This window comes from Vibrio sp. SCSIO 43097 (assembly GCF_023650755.1).
GTDB lineage: Bacteria > Pseudomonadota > Gammaproteobacteria > Enterobacterales > Vibrionaceae > Vibrio > Vibrio alginolyticus.
The window spans coordinates 1,315,840-1,340,433 of sequence record NZ_CP071840.1; the positions used below are offsets into that span (position 1 = coordinate 1,315,840).

At 43.2% G+C, this 24,594-nt stretch carries 22 protein-coding genes; 14 read left to right on the forward strand and 8 right to left on the reverse strand.

From position 1 onward, the window contains the following. Position 1 precedes the first annotated feature (1 nt). Positions 2–1,627, reverse strand: coding sequence for a methyl-accepting chemotaxis protein (locus tag J4N40_RS06170; RefSeq protein WP_250654431.1), 1,626 nt, complete (start codon positions 1,625–1,627; stop codon positions 2–4). Positions 1,628–1,920: 293 nt separating this feature from the next. On the opposite strand from J4N40_RS06170, the gene queD reads away from it, so the two are divergent. Further along, on the forward strand, positions 1,921–2,283 hold the full coding sequence (queD, locus tag J4N40_RS06175) for a 6-carboxytetrahydropterin synthase QueD (protein ID WP_005376896.1): 363 nt from the start codon (positions 1,921–1,923) through the stop codon (positions 2,281–2,283). Positions 2,284–2,371: 88 nt separating this feature from the next. Here queD and J4N40_RS06180 read toward each other — a convergent pair whose 3' ends face one another. The 5 genes from J4N40_RS06180 to J4N40_RS06200 all read right to left on the reverse strand — a co-directional run bounded on the left by J4N40_RS06180 (position 2,372) and on the right by J4N40_RS06200 (position 8,519). Continuing rightward, complete coding sequence (locus J4N40_RS06180; RefSeq protein ID WP_017636099.1) at positions 2,372–2,839, reverse strand: GNAT family N-acetyltransferase; 468 nt, start codon at positions 2,837–2,839, stop codon at positions 2,372–2,374. Between the two features lie 94 nt (positions 2,840–2,933). Then, positions 2,934–4,649, reverse strand: a complete 1,716-nt coding sequence (gene tpdA, locus J4N40_RS06185; RefSeq protein WP_017820447.1) for a cyclic di-GMP phosphodiesterase TpdA — start codon at positions 4,647–4,649, stop codon at positions 2,934–2,936. A 212-nt stretch (positions 4,650–4,861) separates the two neighbouring features. Then, a complete protein-coding gene (locus J4N40_RS06190; RefSeq protein WP_042522776.1) occupies positions 4,862–6,223 on the reverse strand; it encodes an L-serine ammonia-lyase in 1,362 nt (453 codons plus the stop codon). A gap of 97 nt (positions 6,224–6,320) precedes the next feature. Continuing rightward, entirely contained in the window at positions 6,321–7,574 is a 1,254-nt protein-coding gene (locus J4N40_RS06195) for an aromatic amino acid transport family protein (protein WP_005388284.1), read from the reverse strand. A gap of 345 nt (positions 7,575–7,919) precedes the next feature. Further along, entirely contained in the window at positions 7,920–8,519 is a 600-nt protein-coding gene (locus J4N40_RS06200) for a CoA pyrophosphatase (protein WP_005376901.1), read from the reverse strand. Positions 8,520–8,750: 231 nt separating this feature from the next. Between J4N40_RS06200 and J4N40_RS06205 the strand changes: the two genes are divergently transcribed. Together J4N40_RS06205 and J4N40_RS06210 are read left to right on the forward strand one after the other, a co-directional pair. Next, entirely contained in the window at positions 8,751–9,290 is a 540-nt protein-coding gene (locus J4N40_RS06205) for a heme NO-binding domain-containing protein (protein WP_005388282.1), read from the forward strand. 7 nt (positions 9,291–9,297) lie between these two features. Then, complete coding sequence (locus tag J4N40_RS06210; RefSeq protein ID WP_017820446.1) at positions 9,298–10,998, forward strand: ATP-binding protein; 1,701 nt, start codon at positions 9,298–9,300, stop codon at positions 10,996–10,998. A 366-nt stretch (positions 10,999–11,364) separates the two neighbouring features. Here J4N40_RS06210 and pabB read toward each other — a convergent pair whose 3' ends face one another. Then, positions 11,365–12,729 (reverse strand): aminodeoxychorismate synthase component 1, encoded by a 1,365-nt coding sequence (gene pabB / locus J4N40_RS06215; protein ID WP_250654432.1) that lies wholly within the window; start codon positions 12,727–12,729, stop codon positions 11,365–11,367. A gap of 270 nt (positions 12,730–12,999) precedes the next feature. On the opposite strand from pabB, the gene J4N40_RS06220 reads away from it, so the two are divergent. The 8 genes from J4N40_RS06220 (at position 13,000) to J4N40_RS06255 (ending at position 20,889) form a co-directional block, all read left to right on the forward strand. After that, positions 13,000–14,517 (forward strand): fumarate hydratase, encoded by a 1,518-nt coding sequence (locus tag J4N40_RS06220; RefSeq protein WP_005376905.1) that lies wholly within the window; start codon positions 13,000–13,002, stop codon positions 14,515–14,517. A 174-nt stretch (positions 14,518–14,691) separates the two neighbouring features. Continuing rightward, positions 14,692–14,877, forward strand: a complete 186-nt coding sequence (locus J4N40_RS06225; protein ID WP_005376906.1) for a hypothetical protein — start codon at positions 14,692–14,694, stop codon at positions 14,875–14,877. Between the two features lie 256 nt (positions 14,878–15,133). Next, on the forward strand, positions 15,134–16,510 hold the full coding sequence (locus tag J4N40_RS06230; protein ID WP_250654433.1) for a YcjX family GTP-binding protein: 1,377 nt from the start codon (positions 15,134–15,136) through the stop codon (positions 16,508–16,510). Then, positions 16,507–17,547, forward strand: a complete 1,041-nt coding sequence (locus tag J4N40_RS06235; protein ID WP_064354116.1) for a YcjF family protein — start codon at positions 16,507–16,509, stop codon at positions 17,545–17,547. The genes J4N40_RS06230 and J4N40_RS06235 overlap by 4 nt, the downstream gene beginning before the upstream one ends. Before the next feature lie 100 nt (positions 17,548–17,647). Beyond that, positions 17,648–19,192, forward strand: a complete 1,545-nt coding sequence (gene tyrR / locus J4N40_RS06240; protein ID WP_005376914.1) for a transcriptional regulator TyrR — start codon at positions 17,648–17,650, stop codon at positions 19,190–19,192. A gap of 36 nt (positions 19,193–19,228) precedes the next feature. Then, positions 19,229–19,813 carry a ribosomal protein S5-alanine N-acetyltransferase gene (gene rimJ / locus J4N40_RS06245; protein ID WP_005376916.1) on the forward strand — a complete coding sequence of 195 codons (585 nt, stop codon included), beginning with the start codon at positions 19,229–19,231 and terminating at the stop codon, positions 19,811–19,813. A gap of 1 nt (position 19,814) precedes the next feature. Continuing rightward, positions 19,815–20,402 carry an HD domain-containing protein gene (locus tag J4N40_RS06250; RefSeq protein ID WP_005376917.1) on the forward strand — a complete coding sequence of 196 codons (588 nt, stop codon included), beginning with the start codon at positions 19,815–19,817 and terminating at the stop codon, positions 20,400–20,402. Positions 20,403–20,415: 13 nt separating this feature from the next. Then, complete coding sequence (locus J4N40_RS06255) at positions 20,416–20,889, forward strand: DUF2947 domain-containing protein (protein ID WP_064354115.1); 474 nt, start codon at positions 20,416–20,418, stop codon at positions 20,887–20,889. Between the two features lie 43 nt (positions 20,890–20,932). Here the strand turns inward: J4N40_RS06255 and J4N40_RS06260 are convergent, their stop codons facing one another. Further along, positions 20,933–21,895 carry an integron integrase gene (locus J4N40_RS06260; protein WP_017636093.1) on the reverse strand — a complete coding sequence of 321 codons (963 nt, stop codon included), beginning with the start codon at positions 21,893–21,895 and terminating at the stop codon, positions 20,933–20,935. Between the two features lie 343 nt (positions 21,896–22,238). Between J4N40_RS06260 and J4N40_RS06265 the strand changes: the two genes are divergently transcribed. The 3 genes from J4N40_RS06265 to J4N40_RS06280 all read left to right on the forward strand — a co-directional run bounded on the left by J4N40_RS06265 (position 22,239) and on the right by J4N40_RS06280 (position 24,011). After that, a complete protein-coding gene (locus J4N40_RS06265) occupies positions 22,239–22,478 on the forward strand; it encodes a hypothetical protein (RefSeq protein ID WP_042523958.1) in 240 nt (79 codons plus the stop codon). A gap of 134 nt (positions 22,479–22,612) precedes the next feature. Further along, positions 22,613–23,419 carry an FRG domain-containing protein gene (locus J4N40_RS06270; protein ID WP_213969115.1) on the forward strand — a complete coding sequence of 269 codons (807 nt, stop codon included), beginning with the start codon at positions 22,613–22,615 and terminating at the stop codon, positions 23,417–23,419. Between the two features lie 154 nt (positions 23,420–23,573). Further along, positions 23,574–24,011 (forward strand): hypothetical protein, encoded by a 438-nt coding sequence (locus tag J4N40_RS06280; protein ID WP_238764782.1) that lies wholly within the window; start codon positions 23,574–23,576, stop codon positions 24,009–24,011. Positions 24,012–24,594: the final 583 nt, after the last annotated feature.

The window sequence follows — 24,594 nt, forward strand, 5'->3', positions numbered from 1 at the left end:
TCTATTTATTCACTCTTTTGTGCTCTGAAAGTGTGAATTGGTTTAGTAATTGCTCTAAACGTTCGGATAGATGCTCTAAATCAACACTAATATCACGCGTGTGCGATGCTGATTGCGATGTGTCGTTAGCATGCAGTGTGATCACATCTATTTTAGATTGAATATGCTGACTTACATCAGATGTGGTTTGCGTCTGGTTTTGGATATCTTCTGCATGTCTGAGCACTTGGCGCATTTCGTCAACAACGTTATGCATTGTGGCTGATAGTGCCTCGACATCGACAGAGCGTTGATGAGCAAACTGGCAGACGGTATCAACAGAAGTTAATGACTCTTCACTTCCTTGCTGGAATTGAGAAATGATATGTTCAATATTACCAGTGGCTTCAGCCGTCCTAGAAGCCAGGTTACGCACTTCTTCCGCGACGACCGCAAAACCGCGTCCTTGCTCTCCGGCACGGGCGGCTTCGATAGCAGCATTCAACGCGAGCAGATTGGTTTGTTCTGCAATACCCTTAATAACCACAAGAATGGACGACACTTCTTCGGTTCTTTGGTTTAGAGAGCTGATTTTTTCCCGTACGGTATCAATGTTACTTACTAGTTGTTTGATGTCTTCACTGACGTTGTGTGCTTGACTTGCACTATGAGTGGCGACATCAACGGTGTGATTGACCAAAACAGTAGCGTTGTTAGTCGAGTCCTCAACCGCAGTTTGTTGCTGCAACATATCGGTGATATTACTTTGTACTTCGTTGGTCTCTAGCTGTTGGTTATTGGCCGCTTTATCTGTGGACTGCGCGACAGCAGTTAGTTTACTCGCGGAGTCGGCAAGTGAGTGAGAGGTGTCTTGCACACGTTCTAAGCTTTCGGAGACCGTGTCCATGAATGAATTGATGGCTGTAGAAAGTTGGCCCACTTCATCCTGTTGGTGATGCATAAGTCGTTGAGATAGATCTTTGCTATGGCTCACATTCGACATGAATTTCGACGTTCTTTGAATTGGTCGTACAATGATTTTTTGAATCAAACTCAACGTTATGATGAAGCCCACAAATGCGATTACGGCCATTATTCCCATCGCAAACATTGCCTGTTTATTGATCATTGAATTGACATGATTCATGTTGTATTCCAAGCGAATCGCGCCCAACACTTCTCCTGCTGGTGCAACGTGGCAAGAAACGCAGTTGGTGCCACGGTAATTTTCGCTCGATTTCATTGGTAGTGCGACTACTAACCCTTTGCCCCAATCGGCTGAGATTGGTTCAATCACCAGTTCACCATTCAACGCTCGTTGATCAATATCATCGACAGGCTGCTGGTTTTGTTGCCCAGGTCCGTAAAGTTTGGTCACAGTATCAGCTCGCAACACGCGAACTGCTTCAATGCCTTCTTGGGCTAGGGCTTTTTGACGTAAGGTTTCTTTTTGCGACATGGTGCCCGTAAGCATCATCATATTTAGGCTATCGAAATAATTACTAGCCTTATCATGGAGTTGTTCACTAAGAACATCATTGATTAAGGTTTTTTGTTGATGGTATTGGTAAGCCTTAGAGGCAGCTAGAACGCAGCTGAAGACAGCAATTAACGCCAGTAAGAGCTTAAAAGTGATAGTTGAGCGCATAAATTTATAAGTGTAATTGGAACGAACTGCACAATATTAATGTGCACAAATGCGCACTGCGAACAACGAAATGAATGATTGTGACCCCACACATGTTGGGGATATGTAATTGTGATGTGAGTGCTGTGTAATCAAATGTTTGGCGCGTGACAAAAATACGGCGCTTTGGTATGAGTGATAGCAAAGAGGCCAGGAACCAGCGGAAGTTTTTGCTACGCTTGTATGGGGTAACGCTTGTCTCTTGGCAGCGAATTCCTTAGTATTGCCTGTCTTTTTAAAGCCTGAGAATCAAGATGAAAACAGAATTATACAAAGAGTTTATGTTCGAAGCAGCACACCATTTGCCACACGTACCAGAAGGTCACAAGTGTGGTCGTTTGCACGGACACTCTTTCCTTGTTCGTCTTTATGTAGAAGGTGAAGTTGATCCACATACAGGTTGGGTAGTGGATTTTGCAGAGATCAAAGCTGCATTTAAACCAATTTACAATCGCTTAGACCATTACTACCTAAACGACATTGAAGGGTTAGAGAACCCAACTAGCGAAGTGTTAGCAAAATGGATTTGGCAGCAGCTTAAGCCAAGCTTACCACTGCTAAGTAAAGTAGAAATCAAAGAAACGTGCACAGCGGGTTGTATTTACAAAGGCGAATAAGTCACTTTCTATTGAGCATTAAACAAGGCAAGCGAGAAGCTTGCCTTTGTTGTATCTGAATGGCCCAATTTTGATTATGCTTCACCAGCTAGCTTAATGGGTGTCGTAGAATCCATTCTTTTTCATTATCACCCAATGTTGTTTCCTCTGTATTAATGAATCCGCACGCATCAAAAAAACTGATAGCGTATTGCTGACTTTGTGGAACAGTGGCGCAAAGAGAGGTGCTTTTAGGGTTAATGGTATACGCATAAAGGAACAGTTTACGCAATGCCTCACTCCCAACCCCTTGACGTTGGAAACGTTGATCAATCATCAAGTACTTAAGCTCCAGTTCGTATCGTTTAGCAAACGGCGCATGTTGGGAGAAACCTTTATCGATAACAAGATAGCCTACTAATAGATCATCAGAATAAATCGTAAAGAACGCCTCTGACTTACTACGTTTTTGATAAGCCATTTCAAACGGTGTAAAAAATCCTTTTTGCTCTTCTTGCACATCCAATTGCATCAAACTTGAAAAATCTTTCAGTTTGGTGGGTTTAATCGCAATCATCGCTTAATCACAAATTGGCGGCATACCGTTATGCCACCACGAGTTTTTATAGAGTATTAGATCTATTTTAAGTAACTAACCGAGTGAAGAAAAGCTAGCAATGAAGAGGGTAATAATAACCTTGGTGAATATAGGCGCCCAATGTTGTGAGTAAGTGAGCACTGTCTGCCGTTTCTACGCCTTCAACAATGACCGTGCAGCGATACGTATTGCCCATAGCAATTAACTGACGCAAGGTTTCTATCTTTTTATCATCAGATTTTAGGCCAATAACAAATTCTCGGTCGATTTTGAGGTAGTCCGGATTCAGCTTGCTGATAAGCGCCACATTATTATTGCCGGTGCCAAAGTCATCAATACTGATTTTACAATCCAGAGCTTTTAGTTTCGCGACATTGCCATAAATCTCAGAGGTATAGTACATCGATGCATTTTCTGTGATTTCGATTGTCAGCAAACGGCAATCCCGATTAGATAGCTCTCTATATAGGATTGAAAAGTTACGCCCTCGCAGCAAAGAAGGACAAACGTTAATGCTGATAGGGATGGGCAACGCTTTTTGTTTGGTGTAGATGGAATCAATCACCAGTAAGGTATGAGTTAGCAGCAATCCATTGCGTATCAGTGTTTCAATAAACCGTTGCGTATTTTTTACCTTAAACCGGGAGAGGGCTTCGTAGTGCACAATCTTTTGTGCCGAAGTGTTATAAATCGGCTCCAGTTTTATTTTGAATTGTCGAATTGCGCACAAGTAAGCCATAAAGGCTTGTAGGGAGCGGTGACGCAGTATAATGAGAAAAAGTAAGCTCAGTAGAATGATACTTTGAAACGGTCCAGAGATGTAATACACCTCTTTATAGCCACTATTCTTTACGTGATAATTGAAAAAGCGTTCATTGGTGTTACCAATCTCTAACGACGTTCCGGTATTCGTTGATAGCTTCATACCGGAAAGAAAAAAACGTGAAATATGATTTTCAACATTGTCGGATAAGTTAATGTTTTTAACACGAACCAAAACAGTTGCGTTATTTAAGTCAAATGATTGGGTCGTGTAATTGTTATTGTTACTCCACTCTTCAAAGGCTTTTTTGCTGACAGGGACAACGGTTTCTGGAGTGACTAAGCATCGAATATTGAAACGATCTAGCATCATGCTCGATTCCACCAACTTCACATTATCAAATAGTGACTTCAGTTCGCTTTCATTAGCAAAGCAACTCCTGCGGGAAAGGTTCTCTGCAATTTCGAAGGCGTTATCCAGATAATTATGTTTAACGATGCTGTTTATCGCGTAGTAACAGATAGCAAAGAAAATGATCGCAGTGATCAACACAACCCACATTGCTTCTGAATAGATCTTTTTATTACGCAGGCAAATACGAAGCGCTTTGCGAAGACTATTGGTTGTGTATTGATTGATCTTCTGTTGATGTTCGATGCCATTCTGATGGTTGTTTTGCATAGTAAAAGGGATGAAGTATCCGGTCCGGTGAATGTTTTCGATAATGTTTTTGTTAGTGGTTAAATGTTCTTCCGTGAGCTTGCGAAATTTCTTTCTTAGAGCGGCCACCGCGTTTTTAAAGCCATTTTCAGGCAGTGTCATTTTGTATTGTTGAGTGATTTTGCTTTCTATTAACCGCTGACTAATCGGCGTATTTAAACTGCCGTATGTGGCGATAGTTGACAGAATGGCGTACTCATTTGGGTTGACAGGAATGGAGTGGTGGAGTGACTGATTGAGCTCTAGAGATATTTCGTTTTCGGACAAGCAAACGCAGATTTGGTTTCCAATTTCAAACCTAATCATGTGTTGATGTGCTCCAAGTTTAATTTTTGGCTACGTTATCAATAAAGCTAGGGAAGAGATGTGATTTTTTACTGAGATATCCATAATATTTGGATATATTCAACGTTTTAGGTTTTTTTTTACTTGTCCTGATAACGCATTCTCCTGGGTTTTTGGGGTATAAAAAAACCCGAGCATAAACTCGGGTTTTGATTGGTATTCAGAAAGGCGTGTTAGCAAATCACTTTGATTGCTAGACCACCTTGAGATGTTTCGCGGTATTTCGCGTTCATGTCTTTACCTGTTTCTAGCATGGTTTCGATAACCTTATCTAGAGAAACAGTTGGAGCTGAAGAGCGACGTAGTGCCATACGAGTAGAGTTGATTGCTTTTACTGCCGCAATACCGTTACGCTCGATACATGGAACCTGAACCTGACCTGCAACTGGGTCACACGTTAGACCTAAGTTGTGCTCCATTGCGATTTCTGCTGCCATACATACTTGCTCTGGGCTACCACCCATAAGCTCAGCAAGGCCTGCTGCTGCCATAGAACATGCCACGCCAACTTCACCCTGACAGCCAACCTCTGCACCAGAGATCGACGCGTTACGCTTGTAAAGACCACCGATTGCGCCAGAAGCTGCAAAGTAACGGATGTAATCTTTTTCAGTCACAGTTTGGATGAACTTATCGTAGTAAGCCAGTACCGCAGGGATGATGCCACACGCACCGTTAGTTGGTGCTGTAACAACGCGGCCACCTGCTGCGTTCTCTTCGTTTACTGCGAAAGCAAACATGTTTACCCAATCAACAACAGACATTGGGTCGTTTGTTGTCTTTTCTGAAGTAAGTAGCTGCTGGCGAAGTGCTGCTGCACGGCGAGGCACACGCAGTGGACCAGGCAAAATACCTTCTTCATTCATACCGCGATCCATACACTCGCGCATTGTGCGCCAGATGTTCGCGAAATAAGTACGAGTTTCTTCATCTGAATGAAGCGCATGCTCATTCTTCATGGTTAGTGCGCTGATGGACAATCCACTTTCGTGGCATTGGTTAACCAGTTCCTCTGCCGTTGTAAACGGGTAAGGTACTTTTACTGGGTTCTCAGCTTCTTTACCGAAATTTTCTTCATCAACGATGAAACCACCGCCGATAGAGTAGTAAGTCTTTGAGTACACTTTTTCGTCTTCGATCCACGCGTGGATCTGCATGCCGTTTTCGTGTAGCTCTAGGTTTGTTTTGTGGAAGTTCATTCCACCTTCACGTGGGAACGATACTGTGTGACAGTGCATGCCAACAGGAAGGCGTTCAGTTTCTTCTACACGAGCGATAAAGCCCGGGATAGAATCGATATCAACTTTCTCAGGAGTGTTGCCTGCAAGACCCATAATGATAGCAATATCTGTGTGGTGACCTTTCCCTGTCAGTGATAGTGATCCATAAACGTCAACGGTGATTTTAGTGATGTCGCGCAGTTTTCCCATTGCACGAAGATCATCAATAAACTCTTTACCCGCTTTCATTGGGCCTACAGTGTGTGAGCTTGAAGGTCCAACACCGATTTTATAGATATCAAAAACACTAATCATATCGATTACCTCAGAAGAAAGCCTCCCAAGGGGAGTTGGGAGGCTTAATTTTATCGTTATATTTTTGGATTAATCATACTGCACTGGGCAGAGATGATTAAAGAGCGCCGTAGATTACAGAACTAATTGCAGCAAGACCACAGATTGCTGTGAAAATTTGCACAGGTGCTGAAGTTTTGTACTTAGCCATCGCAGGAACTTTTTGCATTGCGAAGATTGGCATCAAGAATAGGATTGCCGCAATCATTGGTGCACCCATTGTTTCAATCATACCTAGGATGCTTGGGTTAACGATAGCAACGATCCAAGTTGTGATTACAATGAAGATTAGAGACATCTTCTCGATCTTGCTTACTGGTGATTTTGAACGAGATTTCACTAGACCAACTAGACCTTCGTGCGCACCTAAGAAGTGGCCAAAGTAGCTAGAGGTGATCGCTGCGAAAGCAACCAATGGACCCATGTAAGAGATCAGTGGAGATTCATGCACGTTTGCTAGGTAAGAGAGAACAGAGATATTTTGCTCTTGCGCCGTTGCTAGTTGCTCTGGAGACAGAGAAAGTACAACAGAGAAAACGAAGAACATAACAAAGCCCATCAGCATCATTGCTGCGCCACCAGTGATAGCGTCAGTTTTCTTAACTGCGTCATCACCATATACACGACGTTGCTCTTTAGAGAACTGAGAAATGATTGGGCTGTGGTTGAAAGAGAACACAATAACAGGGATTGCTAGCCAAACGATAGCTGGCATTGCACCCCAGTCAGGTGACACTTCCATCATTGAAGTGTTCCAACCAGGAATTAGGTATACAGACAGTGCTAGTAGGATGAACACGAGAGGGTAAACCATTGCTGAAGTTGCTTTCAGCATAAGCTCTTTACCGAATACTACGCCTGCTGTCATTGCAGCAATAAGTGCACCAGAAAGTAGCCAGCGAGGAATAGATTCCATGCCCATTTGGTTAACTAGGAAAGAGTCAACTGTGTTTGTGATACCAACACCGTAGATAAGTACGATTGGGTAGATAGCGAAGAAGTAAGCGAACGTAATAAGGTTTGCGCCAGTCTTACCAAAGTGCTCTTCTACTGTGTCGGTGATGTCCGCTTCAGGGTTTTTCGCAGAAAGAACGAAACGAGCTAAAGATTTGTGTGCGAACCAAGTCATTGGTGCTGCAATTAGGGCTAGGATTACTAATGGCCAAAAGCCACCTGCACCTGCTTTAATAGGAAGGAACAGTACACCTGCACCTACTGCCGTACCAAAAAGGGACAGACACCAGGTAAAGTCTTTGTAAGAAAACTTACTAGACGATTGTGCGGTAGAAACCGCAGAAGTAGTTGTATTCATTTTTTAGTTACTCATTTTGGGAACAGGAAATAAGTCGGGAGTAATTTTGCAAGATTTTACACTAGGAAAATTAGATCTAAATCATTTATTGCTTACGCTTATTGAATGATATGTCAAAAACCTGCTTTTTATCACGAAAATGATGTGCTACTCGTGATTTCTGCTAATGAGTAAAATTAGAAAAACTTATCAATAGGGCTGTTTGTATAAATTTATTTCACCGCAAGCGTTTGCGGTGAAAATGGAAAATTAATCTAATGTGAATGAATGTTTATGAAGCAACGTTTTATTAATATTGATGCGCATAATGATCGCGCCTATAAAAGCACCGATATCAACAACTGTTTAATGTGAAATAATATGTTTTTGCATTGATTCGATAATTTGTGCCGTCATGCCCCAGATGAAATGCTGTCTATATGGGATAGCAAATACACGATGACTGCTTCTTTTTAGGTCAAATTTGGTGCTATACAATTTTTTGGGGTTCAGAATATGGTTGGCAGGAACCTCAAAAACTGACTCTACTTCATTTGGGTCAATATGCGTTTTATATTCCGGAGAAACAAAAGCCAAAAAAGGTGTCACATTAAATTGACTAATCGTTGGTAGTGTAGGCAGTTGACCAAACACATGAATATGCTCATCTTCTATCCCAACTTCTTCTTTGGTTTCCCTTAAAGCGGTATTCACGAGCTGAATATCTTCCTGCTCATATTTGCCACCGGGAAAGCTGATTTGTCCCGGATGATGGCGTAAGTGGGCTGCACGCTTAGTCAGAATGACTTGTAACCCGTCATCGCGTTCCACAAAACCGATTAAGACTGCCGCATCTCTCAGGGACTTTTCTTTCATCCATTTCAGTCGTGCAAGGGACTCTTTGTGGTAGCCCGTTGGAAGCCGAAATTGAAAGTTCTGTAGTAAATGAGTTTTGTCGATAACCAAACTGAGTCCTTATTTATCGTGCCTAACCATTATTTATTATACTCAAAGACGACAAAGCGTATGTCGTTATCGTTACTGGTTACCAAATAAAACATTCGCATTAAAGCACTCCCCAGCACTTTCCCTCTTTGTGTTGTGTGTCTCACTCTGCTTGAACATATTAATTTGAAACTTATAAGGTTATACACCATTCTTTATTTTAGGACGTCACTATAGGGCAAGTATTGGCCAATGAAAGGGATTATTTTCACCGAGTTCATGGAGTTAGTAGAAGAGAAATTCGGTCTTGATGTGTTAGACCAAGTTCTCGACCTTTCTAACGATGAAGGTGTTTACACCGCTGTTGGTAGTTACGATCACAAAGATTTGGTTAAGTTGATCGTGAATCTCAGTAAAGTATCTGGTGTTCCCCCCGAGCAACTGCAAGAAGTGTTTGGAGAGTGCGTTTTTTTGAATTTACTTCGCTCCATTCCTAGTCACGCTAGTTTGCAACAGTGTGAAACGACGTTTCAATTTGTTCGCCATGTTGAAGACTTTATTCATGTCGAAGTTAAGAAGCTCTATCCTGATGCTAACCCTCCGCAATTTGATTTCATTAGTGAAAACCAATCCCAATTGGTATTTGACTACCACAGCGCAAGATGTATGTCTCACGTATGCTTAGGGTTGATAAAAGGTTGTGCTGCACATTTTGGTGAGGTAGTTCATATCAAACATCAAAATCAGTCAGAAGATGGTAGCAAAGTACGTTTTTGGTTAGAGGCTCAATAAGAACGATATGACGGGAAGTTCCTCATTAGAAAGGAAACTCAAACGAGAAGTTGCATCAAGAAAAGCAGCTGAGCAGCTGTTGGAACAGAAAAGCTTAGAGTTATATGAATCCAACCAGCAACTCAGTGTTGCATTGAAAAAGCTAGAGCTGAAATCTAAAAAGGATCTTCGTAAGTTTGAGTTTGAAGAGCAAATTGATGCGACGTTGATTAAGTTCGGTCGTACTTTTTTATCGAGCACGTTCGATGAAGCAATGATAGCGAGCTTTATTGAGCAGCTTACTTCTAACTCGATCATTTCTGCGGCTTACTTGTTTCTTGACGCTACAAAGCTGAGCTCATTGCGTCGTCATCACTTTGGTCACATACAGCTTCGTCATAACAACGAGATTTTCACCACTCCTAATTGGCAGGGAGAGAATTTGCATTTGCCAGTTATCATTGATGGGGAAACGGTTGGGGAGTTGATTTTCTCTGTGTTGCAAGATCAAATCGATCAGTCTTTTATTTCCAAACAGATGGAGCTCGTGTCTGACTTAGTTCATGGTGTTATTGGTCGACACTTAAGTTTAGAGCGAGAGGTCGAGCTGAGAAAGCGGGCTGAGGAATCAGAAAAAGCGACGAAGGAGTTTGTCGCCATGATTAACCATGAGCTGCGAACTCCTCTCAATGGCGTATTGGGTAGTGCGGAGTTATTGAGTCGAACCCAATTAGAAGAAGAGCAGCGTCAATACTTGAGCAATCTGACTCAATCAGGGGACTTATTGAGAGTGATCATTAATGATCTTCTTGATTTCAGTAAGATGAATGCCGGTATGATGGAAATCATACATAAAGTTTTTGCCTGGGAGGAGCTTGAAAAAGCCATCATGGGTGTATTTGCCGCTAAGGCTGCGGAAAAACGCATCCATTTCTCTATCGACAAAAAGCTGGGGATCCCTGAGTTTTTAGTCGGTGACTTAGAGCGCATTACACAAATTTTGGTTAACTTGGTGGGAAACGCGATTAAGTTTACTCACTTGGGTGGTGTCGTGTTACGGGTGGAATGGCTTAACGGCACGGCTTATTTTGAGGTTGAAGACACTGGTATTGGCATCCCAATAAAAGCACAGCCGTCACTCTTTGATCCATTTGTCCAAGTTGATCGCTCGGCGAAACGCAGCTTTGAAGGCTCAGGTTTAGGTCTCGCGATTTGTAAAAACCTCGTGGATTTGATGCAAGGTCAAATTAGCTTTGAGAGTGAAGAGCGCAAAGGGACAACTTTTAAAGTTGCTATTCCTCTTGAGGAAGGGCAAGCACAAGGCACAGCAGAGGGGGAATTGGTCACCATAGAGCGAAGCGATTTAGCAGGACGCTCAATATTAGTGGTTGATGACATCAGAATGAATCAAGTCATTGTTACTCAAATGCTGAAAAAACTCGACATCACACCTGATTTAAAAGCCAACGGAAAAGAAGCATTAGAAGCGGTGAAAAGTAAAGACTACGAACTGATATTCATGGACTGCCGAATGCCTGAAATGGATGGTTATGAGGCGACGATGTATCTGAGAGAGCGTGGCTTTACTCATCCTATTATTGCATTAACCGCTGGCACTACCATCGAAGAGCGTCAAAAGTGCATTGATTCAGGCATGGACGACATACTCACTAAGCCGTACACCGCAACCGATATTGAACAGATTATGTGTAAGTGGCTTGAGCAGTAGACGCTGCCTTTTAAAAAAGAATTTTTGTTGGCCAGCGGCTAAAAGCTAAAGTACATGCAAATAAAACACACAAAAAAACGCACCACACTGGATAATGCCGATCATTTAACGATGTTTTTTGGGTCATTCTAGCGAGCCTTGGCGAGACTAAGAATCTAGTAGCAGCACGATGAGCGGGTAATGAAACAAATTTGACCACAAAGTGCTTGAATAGAAGAACCTGTATCACGCTCCTTCGTCGCTGTGCAGGGTGATGAGATACAGAAATATGCCACTCGCTGTTAAACGAGCGGCATTATCCGTTCTGGAGGCGTTTTAGATTGTTTTCGTCAATAGCATTAAAGCGACGTTGTCCGCGGTTGAAATCTACGATTGCAGCGCTGGTAAAATCTTTGAAAGCTTGTCCAACGTTTCTTGATACTCAGAGGCGCAATCGCTATCTGCCACGACGCCGCCGCCAGCCCAAGCGTAAAGTTTGTTTTGTTCCGCTACAAGAGTTCGGATAGTAATGCTGGTGTCCATACGACCATGGCGTGAAATGTAGCCAATACTGCCGCAATACGCGCTGCGTCGATGCGGCTCCAGTTCTTCAATAATCTGCATTGCGCGAACTTTAGGTGCGCCCGTAATTGAACCGCCTGGAAAACACGCTCGCAGCAAATCCGCAGGAGCGTATTGTTCATCCAAATTTGCACGAATGGTGCTCACCAAATGATGCACGGCAGGGAAGCTTTCAATATCGAACAGCTTTGGAACGTGAACGCTACCCGGTGATGCAACTCGACCAATATCATTACGCAGCAAATCGACAATCATCAGGTTTTCTGCCTGATCTTTTTCCGCTGTCTGCAAGTCATGGGCATTAGCGTTATCTTGCTTTGGATCTTCGCTGCGTGGTCGAGTACCTTTGATTGGTTTCGTTTCAATGACGCGATCTTTGAGCTCTAAAAAGCGCTCTGGAGAGATACTCAAAATCGAAGACTCAGGCATACGGATAAACGCTGAGAATGGCGCTTGGTTGGCGGACTCCAATTTCAGATACGCTTGCCACTCGCTGCCTTGATACGGTGCGTTAAAGCGCTGCGCCAAATTGATCTGATAACAGTCACCGCTCAACAAGTATTCTTGCACCTTGTCAAAGCGAGTGGCGTAGCTCTCTTTCGTCATGTTTGACTGCCAATCACCAGACAAAGCGAAGTCAACGGTTTGTTCTGCTTTTTGCTCGTTTAACCATTGCCAAGCTTGCTCGATGTTCTGACCGACTAAGCATGCTTTTTTTAGCTGGTGGTCAACAACAACGGCCCATTCATACAGACCTACCGCCATATCCTGCGTGTTGAGGTCCTTTTCTGCCACTTCTGGCATCGTTTCTACGCGGCGACCTAAATCGTAACTGAAGTAACCGAGCGCACCGCCGACAAAAGGCAAATCCAATTCTTTATTTAACTCTACGTGAGGAAGCCACTGTTCTTGCAACTGATGAAGCAGCGCAAATGGGTCATCTTGAGTTGAATAGGCATTCGATGGTGTTTCAACTTGTGTGTTGTCGGCAGTGGTTTCTAACGTTGCAATTGGGTTGGCAACCAATACATCGAAGCGGCTATCGATATGCGTTTTTGATGTAGAACGCAGCAACATCGCCCAAGGTAGGTGTTGAATGCGAGAAAAAAGGTGAAGAGCAAACTCTGGTGCGTATTCCAGCGCTTTAAAATCAATGAATTGATTGTCCATGTTGTTCATTTGTGTAATTTGTGACAAAGAGATCGTTCACTGCATGGCATGTCATGGGCAGCAAGAGTATCATATTCCTCTGTATAGCCAAACTCCCTCTATTCATAGGGTTTTGAGATGGTTTACAAGTAGGCAACTTCAGCATTTCGTGTGTCGATATCAGCCGTTCGACAATTGTTTATAAAAAACGAAGCTCAAAAGAGCAATAAGCTCAACAAACACGATTGAAGCCAAGCCAATAATGGAAGCATAACTATAACGAGGCATGTAATGACGGTAATACGCAAGCAGGATGTGATCAGCAGTGTCGCTGATGCGCTACAGTATATTTCTTACTACCACCCGCTAGACTTTGTTCAAGCTCTTGAAAAAGCCTATCACCGCGAAGAGAGCCAAGCCGCTAAAGACGCGATTGCTCAGATCTTAATTAACTCCCGAATGTCCGCAGAAGGTCACCGTCCAATTTGTCAGGATACTGGTATTGTGACGTGTTTCGTCAACATCGGTATGGGCGTGCAATGGGATTCGACCGACATGACGGTTCAGCAGATGGTAGATGAAGGTGTTCGACAAGCGTACACGAACCCTGATAACCCGTTGCGTGCGTCCGTACTTATGGACCCTGCTGGTAAACGTATTAATACCAAAGACAACACGCCTGCCGTCGTACATATCAACATGGTTCCGGGCGATAAAGTTGAAATTCAGATCGCTGCGAAGGGCGGCGGTAGCGAAAACAAAACTAAGATGGTGATGCTAAACCCATCTGACGATATTGCTGAGTGGGTAGAAAAAACGCTACCAACTATGGGGGCGGGCTGGTGTCCTCCTGGCATGCTTGGCATTGGTATCGGCGGTACGGCTGAAAAAGCAGCGGTATTGGCAAAAGAATCTCTAATGGAACACATCGATATTCAAGAGCTTATCGACCGTGGTCCACAAAACGCAGAAGAAGAGCTTCGTTTGGATATCTTCAATCGCGTGAACAAACTTGGTATCGGTGCGCAAGGTCTTGGCGGTTTGACGACTGTTGTCGACGTTAAAATCAAAACTGCGCCAACGCACGCGGCTTCTAAGCCTGTTTGTTTGATCCCGAACTGTGCGGCGACTCGTCACGTACACTTCACGCTTGATGGTAGCGGCCCAGCAGAGCTAACACCACCTAAACTAGAAGATTGGCCAGATATCACTTGGGAAGCGGGCGAAAATACGCGTCGCGTAAACTTAGACACAATTACTAAAGAAGAAGTACAAGAGTGGAAGACAGGCGAAACGGTTCTTCTATCAGGTAAAATTCTGACTGGTCGTGATGCTGCGCATAAACGTATTCAAGGCATGCTAGATAACGGTGAAGGTCTACCTGAAGGCGTAGATCTAAACGGTAAGTTCATTTACTACGTAGGCCCTGTCGATGCAGTTGGTGATGAAGTCGTTGGTCCTGCTGGCCCAACAACATCTACGCGTATGGATAAATTCACCGACATGATGCTAGAAAAGACCGGCATCATGGGCATGATCGGTAAAGCTGAGCGTGGCCCTGCAACGGTTGAATCTATCAAGAATCACAAAGCGGTTTACCTAATGGCTGTAGGTGGCGCTGCATACTTGGTGGCGAAAGCGATCAAGAAAGCTCGCGTTGTCGCATTTGAAGATTTAGGTATGGAAGCGATTTACGAATTTGAAGTTGAAGATATGCCAGTAACAGTGGCTGTCGACTCAAATGGTGTTAACGCGCACCAAATTGGTCCAGACACTTGGAAAGTGAAAATTCAAGAGATGGAAGCATAAGGCAAAGGGCAATCTTGCTGCGTCTCAGTAGAGAGAATGTGACAAGGTGCTGATTTACCTAGCAAACAATTGACAAAAGTGCAGCGAAACCTGCACTTTTTGTCTATATAATTAAGGATATAAACCTTTAGGCATAGCAATCAAACGTTATGCGAACAATAATTAGGAGACGGCATGCCTCGTTTTATTCAGATTCTACAAATTATTCTTGCTGTAGTGATAGGTGGCTTTGTTGGCTATGACTTGATTCTTCACGGTATCAGCATCTTTGATGAAAAGTACGTGACCATCACATGTGTGTTGTGGCTGATTTTAGAAATCGCTCTATTTGTTATCTATAAGTTGATCGAAGACGACTAGGCTTAAAGAAAGCGGGTTCCTGTTTAACATAGTAATCAGCGCATATAGAGTTACTAATGCTGTAGATTAAGTAAGCCTCTGAAGCACTCAGGGGCTTTTCTTTTTTTAATACAGCATTAAGCCGGATGTTTTGTTCATCTTTTATTAAGGTATATAAAGTTAAACTCGTAGAATTCGGGATAGAACAGTATTCATAGATCGAAATTCGAAGTCGCTGACAACGTTGTTTTAAAGTGGAGTAAGATAAAGAAGCGTAATGAAGAGAATAAAGAAAGAAGTTAATGACTTTATCAACAGAGGTATGGACTCTAATGTTCGAATTGCTGTCACCGGACTTTCTCGTGCCGGTAAGACGGCATTCATCACGTCATTAGTGAATCAGCTTCTTCATACTGCAACCCATGACAATTTGCCTCTTTTGACTGCGGCTAGAGATAAGCGCCTTATTGGAGCGAAACGTGAGCCTCAATCGAATATGATGGTGCCACGCTTTGCTTACGATGAGGCGATGAGCCAAATTCATGCTACTCCACCTCAGTGGCCAGTACCGACACGTGATGTGAGTGAGATTCGCTTAGCGCTCAAGTACAAACCAAATAAAACCACGAAAAAGCTGTTGAGTAAAACCGCAATTTTAAATGTTGATATTATCGACTATCCAGGAGAGTGGTTGCTCGACCTGCCTTTATTGGACATGGACTTTGCAACGTGGTCGCAAACTCAGTTTGATGCACTTAAAGGCCAGCGTGGCGATTTAGCCAAAGCTTGGCTTTCTGAACTGGAGAAAGTGGATCTCTTTGCAGAAGTGAATGAGAAACTACTTGAGAAAGTTGCACACACATACACCGAGTACCTTCATGCCTGTAAAGACGCTGGCCTTCATTGGGTTCAGCCTGGCCGCTTTGTATTACCTGGTGAGCTAGCAGGCGCGCCGGTGCTACAGTTTTTTCCGTGTCGTGCTGATTCGGAAAGCAAAGCGCCCAAGGGCAGTAACTTAGCGATGCTAGAAGCCCGTTTTCAGGAATACCAACAGAAAGTAGTGAAAGCGTTTTATAAGCATCATTTTGCGACCTTCGATCGCCAGATTGTACTGGTGGATTGTTTGCAGCCTCTCAATGCTGGTGATGAAGCGTTTTACGACATGCGCCAAGCGCTAGAACAGATCATGCATAGCTTCCGTTATGGTCGTAGTAGCTTTTTGCGTCGTTTGTTCTCACCAAAAATCGACAAAGTGTTGTTTGCTGCTACAAAAGCGGATCATATCACGCCCGATCAGCACCCAAATTTGGTGTCTCTGCTCCAACAAATGGTGCATCCAGCATGGCAAACGGCAGCCTACGAGAATATTGAGATGAGCTGCATGAGTATCGCTTCCATCCAAGCAACCACGACGGGGTTTATTTCCTCTGGAGATAAGACCATCCCGGCGTTACAAGGAACAACATTGGGTGGTGAGCCGATGACTATGTTTCCCGGAGAGGTGCCGAAAAAGCTACCAAATGCAGCTTATTGGCAAAACAACGGGTTTGATTTTACGTCGTTTCGTCCGATGCCCTCACCGAATGATGAGCCAGTGAAGCACATACGCTTAGACAAAGCACTGGATTACCTGATTGGAGATAAATTGAAATGAGTGAGTTGAAGCAAAAACAAGTTTTCTCTGAAAAGGTAATGGAAAAAGATCAGCAATCGAATCAACCAGAGTTGACGGCGCAGCAAACATTCGGCGAAAAAGAAACATTTGTACCTGTTGAAGTTAAAGAAGCGCACCAGGAGACCGAACAGGAATTGCAACTCGAGCATGTCATTCGTCCAAAATCGGGCAGAAAATGGCTCGCGACTGGCGCATTTGCAACTTTTGCTGGTTTGGTTGGCTGGCAAGCGGTGGACTCGGTTATAACCGCAATTCAGGCTTCTGATTGGCTGGCCTTAAGCTGGACGGGGTTTATTGCTGCGATCGCTTCGCTTGGTTTAGGAGCTATGGGTAAAGAGCTTTGGAAACTGCGAAAACTACGAAATCATTTTAGTGTTCAAGAAGAAGCAGAAGCACTTGTTAATAGTGAGAGCGTTGGGAAAGGGAAAGACTTTTGCGAAACCGTAGCAGAACAAAGTGGTGTGATGGCAGAGAACCCGGGCTTTGATCGTTGGCAGAACAGTATTAACCCTGCTCATAGTGACGCTGAAATTCTTGATATGTATGACTCTATGGTGGTGAGCCAACAAGACAAGTTGGCAACGAAAATCGTATCACAGCACGCAACCGAGTGTGCGGCCCTAGTCGCCGTGAGCCCTCTGGCTGCCGCTGATATGTTGCTGGTGGCGTGGCGAAATTTCAAAATGATCGACAACCTCTCCAAAGTATATGGGGTAGAGCTAGGTTATGCCTCTCGCATCAAGTTACTAAGAGCGGTATTTGTCAATATGGCGGCGGCTGGAGCGAGTGAGCTCGCTATTGATGCCAGTATGGATTTGATGTCGATGGATCTTGCTGGCAAAGTTTCTGCTCGTGCAGGGCAGGGACTAGGTGTTGGTATTCTAACGGCACGTTTGGGCTTGAAAGCGATGACCTTATTGCGTCCACTACCCTGGTATCCTGACCGTCAGGTTAAGTTGGGCACCATACGCAAGGCAGTGGCGGCGAAAGTTGCATCAATTACGATGAAACCGTAACGAATATCAACTTTGATGGATAGGATTGCTTGACGCCATTCCAAGCATGATAGAAACTACTGTCAACTTTTCCTGACAGTTGTGAATTGGGATATTTTAAGTGCGTCTTGAAGTCTTATGTGAAGATCGACTCGGCTTGACCCGAGAACTGCTCGATATTTTAGCGTCTAAAAGCATCGACTTACGTGGTATCGAAATCGATATTAGCGGTATTATCTATTTGAATTGCCCGGATATTGATTTTGATACGTTTAGTGAGCTGATGGCTGAAATCCGCCGTATTCCGGGGGTGAAAGACGTACGTAAAATCCAGTTTATGCCGATGGAGCGCCACAATACGGAGCTGCTCTCGTTAGTTGATAACTTGCCCGATCCGGTTTTTGCCATTGATCTTAAAGGTGCCGTAGACATGGCGAACATGTCTGCACTTTCATTGCTTGGCCTTCACAAGCAAGAAGTGATTGGTACTCAAATCGGTGCTTTGTTACCAAGTGTTCGTTTCTCTCGTTGGTCTGAAGGTGTTAATGGTCGAACGCGGGAAAACCTTGTGATTGATGGCTTGGACTATGTTCTAGAGTTGATGCCCGTTTATATCCGAGACGAAGCGCAAAACTCGACTCTAGCGAGTACTCTAATGACGATTCGCTCTAGTCAGCAAGTTGCCAGAATTGAAGAAGCACTACCGCTGCATAATCCTCTGGGTTTTGAGCACTTTGTTGGTATATCGAACCGTCATAAAGCACTAATGAACCAAGCTAAGAAGCTGTCTGTGCTTGACCAACCATTGTTGATTGAGGGCGAAACGGGGACTGGTAAAGAAATGCTTGCTAAAGCTTGCCATAGCCGTTCTAGCCGCGCGAGCAAGCCATTCCTAGTTTTGAGTTGTGCTTCGATGCCTGACGATGTAGCAGAAACTGAACTTTTTGGTCATGCGCCGGGTTCATTCAATCATGAACAAGGCCACAAAGGCATCTTTGAGCAAGCAAATGGCGGGACGGTATTTCTTGATGAAATCGGTGAAATGAGCTCGCATCTTCAAATCAAGCTGTTACGTTTTCTACAAGATGGTAATTTCCGTCGTGTCGGTGCAGAAGATGAGATGCATGTCGATGTTCGTATCATCGCTTCAACAAAACATAACCTTGCCGAGCTTTCTGAAGCAGGAATGTTCCGTGAAGATTTGTATTATCGTCTCAACGTACTTACGCTCAGCATTCCTCCGTTACGTAAGCGCTCAAACGACGTTGCACCATTGCTTGAGTTGTTCGTGGCGAAACATGCTCAACAGCTTGGGATTGATAAGCCAGAGTTTGATGATGGTCTAGTTGATGCCCTTGCAAATTATCAGTGGCCAGGAAACATGCGCCAGCTGGATAACATGGTTCTTCGAGCGCTCACGGAAATGGATGGTGGTATACTAAACGCGGATCACTTCAATTTACCTCAGCCTCAGTCAGTCGGCGCTGGTAGTGCAACGCTTAACATCGACGGTTCTTTGGATGAGATCATGCGTGATTATGAATCTCAAGTTCTGGAACGTTTGTATCAGTCATTCCCATCAAGCCGCAAGCTTGCTAAGCGCTTAAATGTATCGCATACCTCAATCGCTAATAAACTGCGTGATTATGGTATCCGTAAGAATTAATCGAATTGAACGAAAAGACGGAATTAATCATTTGTAATGGAAGATAACAGCTCATCTATCGCCGTTCATAAGTTGGACGGTGACTTGCTTCTTCGTACCGCTGAAATCGGTGACGCAGATATGATTGCCGAATATTTTCAAGCGAACCGAGAATACCTGAAACCGTTTGAACCGAAACGTGAAGAGGCTTTTTTCTCAGTGAACGGTTGGTTGCAAAAGCTTATCAAGCTCAATGAGCTGCATCGAATGGGATTGGGGTATTATTGCCTTTTAGTCAGAGCCTCTTCGGGTGAAATGCTAGGTACGATATCCTTTAGTAGTTTGAGTCGTTTTCCTTTTTATTCTTGTAACGTCGGATATTCTCTCGCTGAAAAAGCGCAAGGGCATGGTTATATGCGTCGTGGATTAACCATGGCTTGCGACTACATGTTTAACGTTCAGAAACTGCATCGTATTCAAGCTGGCTACATGCCTCACAATAAACGCAGTGAAGCTGTGCTAGAGCATGTAGGTTTCAACCGAGAAGGGTATGCAAAAGATTACCTTTTGATTAATGGTGAGTGGCAAGACCACGTTCTAACGTCGCTTATTAATCCGAATTGGCAGCCAGAAGGGCGATAGTATGGAACGATTGGAAAAGCAGTTAGCACTTGTAATCGAGCTCGATAAACTCAAAAGCATTTTGCGCCGAACTCGAGTTAAAAGTGCTGAAGGGCGCCTCGAAAATAGTGGTGAGCATAGTTGGCATGTCGCACTGATGGCAATATTGATGGAAGAGCATGCGAATGCACCTGTTGATATTTGCCGAGTGATGAAAATGTTATTGATACATGACGTAGTAGAGATCGACGCGGGCGATACCTTTGTTTATGATACTGCTGCGTCTCAAGAGCAAGCAGAAAAAGAAATTAGAGCTGCAGAGCGCTTGTTTGGTATGTTACCCAGCGATCAGGAGCAAGAGCTATTGGCGCTTTGGCATGAATTTGAAGCCGCGCAGACCGATGATGCTAAGTATGCAAAAGCACTCGATCGGTTAATTCCAATGCTCTTGAACTACCATAATAATGGTCAGAGTTGGAAGGAACATGGTGTCTCACGCGAACAAGCACTTACCATTAATAAACGAATTGAATTTGGCTCTGTTACCTTATGGGACAAAGCGAAAGAGTTGATTGAAGAAGCCACAGAGAAAGGTTGGCTGAAATCGTAATAAAGGAGACTGAATGTCTTATTTGCCTTTGGATGAATACCAAAGAAAATGGATTTTTACGCATCAGTCGATGCCTGTGCCAGAAGAAGATTTGGCTTTTATTAAGCCGATGAGCCAAGCCCGTTCAGCACAATTTTGGAAAGAAAATATCAGTGCTCAAAGCCCTGATATGGATAGACTTAGTTCCCAAGACTGGCCAATGAATGAGGCGAATTGGTCTGAAACTGTGGATTGGATGGCTGCCTGGGAGTCGGATGATCCTGACATGCTAGCGGAAGTTGAGGCACATATCGATTGGCAAGACGATGTGACCGTTTACTTTTGCTACGAGAAGTACAATGTCATCGAAACGAAATGGTCTATTTTTAAAAAGCACTGGAAGAACTTTCTCTTTTATGACGATGGTCCGATACTAATAGGACGTCGCCGTTCACAAGCACTTTGGTTTGATTCAAAAGGCAATGTGAAACTCGGTGTTCGTCAATAACGAGTTATAAAGCAAAGCCACCTTTCGAGGTGGCTTTGTTTTTCTAAAGGCTGGATAATGGACTCAACACACCGCCAGCCCCGCGCTCGATAACGTGAGTATAGATTTGCGTGGTTTTCACATCAGTATGCCCTAATTGTTCCTGAACAGTTCTAATGTCTGCGCCAGATTCCAATAAGTGCGTGGCAAAACTGTGTCTTAGTGTGTGGCAAGTTACAGTTTTCTCAATGCTTGCGTCGCTTGCCGCGCGCTTTACTGCTCTTTGTATTGCGCTTTCATTGATATGATGCCTTCTGAGTTCACCAGTGTCTCGATCTGCGCTTAACTTTGTTGATGGAAACAAAAAGTGCCAGTTAAAATCTAGCTCCGCTTTTGGGTATTTACGTCGTAAACCTTCAGAGATGTATACGCCCGCATAACCAGGCATGTGCCTATCTTTAAAGTAATAGTTTCTTGCTAAATTAACTTGAGCTTTGAGTGGTTCATGCAATTCTTTGGCTAATGTGACTGTACGATTTTTACCTCCTTTTCCTTGCCAAACGCGAACTGCACCATAATCATAATCGATGTCTTGAACTCTTAAGCGTAAACATTCCATAACTCGAAGCCCTGAGCCGTAAAGCAGCTGAATATGGAGTCTATACCTCGGGTCGATATGCTGAACGAATCTTCGGATCTCCTCCCTGGTTAATACAACGGGAAGTTTCTTTTCGGTCAAGGATTTCTGAAATCTCATATCAAGTGATAGTGGGGTTTTGAAATAATCACGATATAAAAATGATATTGAGTTCAGCGCCAAAGCTTGCGTTTTTACCGCAACTTTTTCTTCTACCGCTAAGTAACTCAGAAATTGAATGACATCATCTTCTGCTAGTGTTGATGGGTGTGCAAGCTGGTGAAAAGTGATAAAGCGTTTTATCCAAAATAGATAACTTTCGATAGTTTTATTCGCATAATGACGCGTAAGCATGTGTTCTTTTACACTAAGTAAAAACTGACTTTTCATGATAAATTAACCTGTTTATTTATACAGCTCTGTTAATGTATCACCACTTTTGAAATTAGCGTGCTGTGCGCCGACTAATTGCGCGCGCTACCACACATATTCATACTGTTTTTCTATTTGTTTCATACATATAAGTGCTACGATTGATAGCGCTTTTGATAAGAAAGAAGGCGGTAGCCTGCCATAAAAACGGCAAATCGCCGTATAGAAAGCGTTAGTTGCCAACGAGGAAAACGCAGCTTAAACAGAATGTTTAGAGTTAAAGTCAGTGTGTTTTTGGTGGGGGTTCGTACTTCAATTTTGAATCGTTCGGGTTTGTGAAAATCGATCTCAGGTTTCTTTTGTGGTTGGATTTTCTGTTTCAGAAACCGATTTGCTTGTTGAAAGTCAGCTCTGTGATATTGTCTTTTCAAATGAGCTTTTTGGTGTTGTTAGTCCGTTTTCTACGGCGCTAACTGTTCCAAGTGGTTTCAGTGATAGGCGCTTTGAAGCTGCGCCTGATTTGAGTATATCAATGCACATAAAGCTGGTGTTGGCAAAACGGCAATCAATTTCAAATCAAAGCGTTAGGTTTGGCAACTAACAAAGCATTCAAGAGGGATTCACAACGCTTGGCAGTTTTGGTTTGAATTGGCTTTAGTGTTTACGGCACAATGGTTTAGTTTGGGTGGAATGCGTTGTTCACCCCTTAATGCGGCGTTATATGAATAGGTAAGTATGATGATAACTTCTTGGGATGACTACAAAAAGTGGGTGTCTGATTTAGTCAGAAATAATCACACGTATTTTTTTAGAGGACAGCAAGATCTTACGTGGAAGCTAGAGACAACATTCCAACGATACGCGGCAAAGAATGGGATCAGTTGGAGAGACTATTTCGATAAAATACTACCAGACGTTTATTATAGTTCTGCTGCATTCGGATATCGGGTAGATGACCCTACAGATGAAAACGATGTAGGTGGATTTTTAGCTAAGTTGCAACATCATGGTTTTCCGACTCCGCTATTAGACTGGACAATGTCGCCATATGTTGCAGCATATTTTGCTCTTAAGGATATAGATCCCAGAAAAGTTGATGCTAACGGAAACGTTAAAATATACATGTTTGACTTCCAGTTATGGCGTAGTTCTTATATGCAAGTACCTATGTTATTGGCTGGCGATAGCCCTTTTCTTTCAGAATTTAAGCCAGCATACGTAGACAACCAAAGATTAGTTTCCCAGATGGCAGTCACGACAGTAACAAATGTTCCTGACGTAGAGTTGTACCTAAACAATATTAAGCAAACAACAGGTAAAACGTTTCTGTATTACGCCTTATTGCCGATCAAAGAACGCAGACTCATAATGAACGAGCTAAATCTTATGGGGATAAGTTCTGCAACAATGTTTCCTGATTTTGATGGTATGTGCATGTCTTTGAAAGAAAGGCATTTCAATAACATAGATCCTATCGTAAAGTCTATTCCAAATGCTGTTCCATTGCCGCCGCCGCTTTCTGGGGCAAAACAACTTGGCTAATATTCATATAACAAACTGTTTAAGAGTGATTCGCAACGCGTGGCATTTTTACTATGCGTTGCGTTCAGTGTTTAAGGTGGTATGCGGCGGCTTCTGTATTGCATTGCTCACCCCTTAACAGGGCGTTAGCACTATCTCGATATATGGAATCATCTTGAAAAATAAATTAGAACTACTTGGATATAGATTTGAGATAACAGGTCTAGTATTTGCTGTTTTAGCCGTCGTTTGGCAAGCAAATTTTTCTGGGTGGTGGGACACTGAAAGATTTGAATGGCAATATTCAATTCAGGAAGAGGCAAACTTAGCAGTATTGGGAACGCTTAAAGATATCGCTCTTTTGCAAGCTATAGATGATAAAGAAGAACTGAAAAAAAGAGCTAGCCGTATATCTCAAGAAGCTAACGATGCAATTTGGGAAATTATCACAGAAAGACTGCAAAGAGATAAACGACTCAAAGAGCAAGCAAACCTTTTCTCAGTAATCGCTTTTATTCTAGTTGCTTTGTCTGCAGTCTTTATTGTAGTCGGAAAAGTACTTGTATATAAAAGTGTAAAATTAAGTCATGGTAAAGAATCACTAAAACTATGAAGAAGCTGAACCCATAGTGCTAACAAACAATTTAAGAGTGATTCAGCACGCTTGGCATTTTGGGTTTGGATTGAGTTCAGTGATTACGGTGGTCAAATTGGGGATCGTGGTCGCGTGCTTCACACCTTAATTGGGCGTTAGCTTTCTTTGGGAGAGTAAAGTGAGTCAATATTTGATCGAACCAGAAGTTCCTGGGAGTTTGGGTGAAAATACTTTGGCAAATTTCGATTTGCATCCACCGATAATAGAAAAGCTACATTTTCAGTTTGATGGGTGGTTAGGTGATGATTTATTGACTTCATTTCCATGCTTTTTAGTCACTGAACGTTTAGCCACGGCCTTAAGTTCATCGCAGTTGTCAGGATATAATCTCTGAAATATCTACTTCTGACGTATTTGAAGAACTGTATCCAGAGTGTACTTTACCTCGTTTTTCGTGGCTCCAAGTATCCGGAACCATCGGTAAAGACGATTTTAGCGTAACAAATGATGGGCTACTCTTAGTTCCTGAAAAGGCAATGGTGTTGTTACAAAGATATCAACTAGAAAATGCTGACATCGCAGTGTACAAAAGCTAACAAAG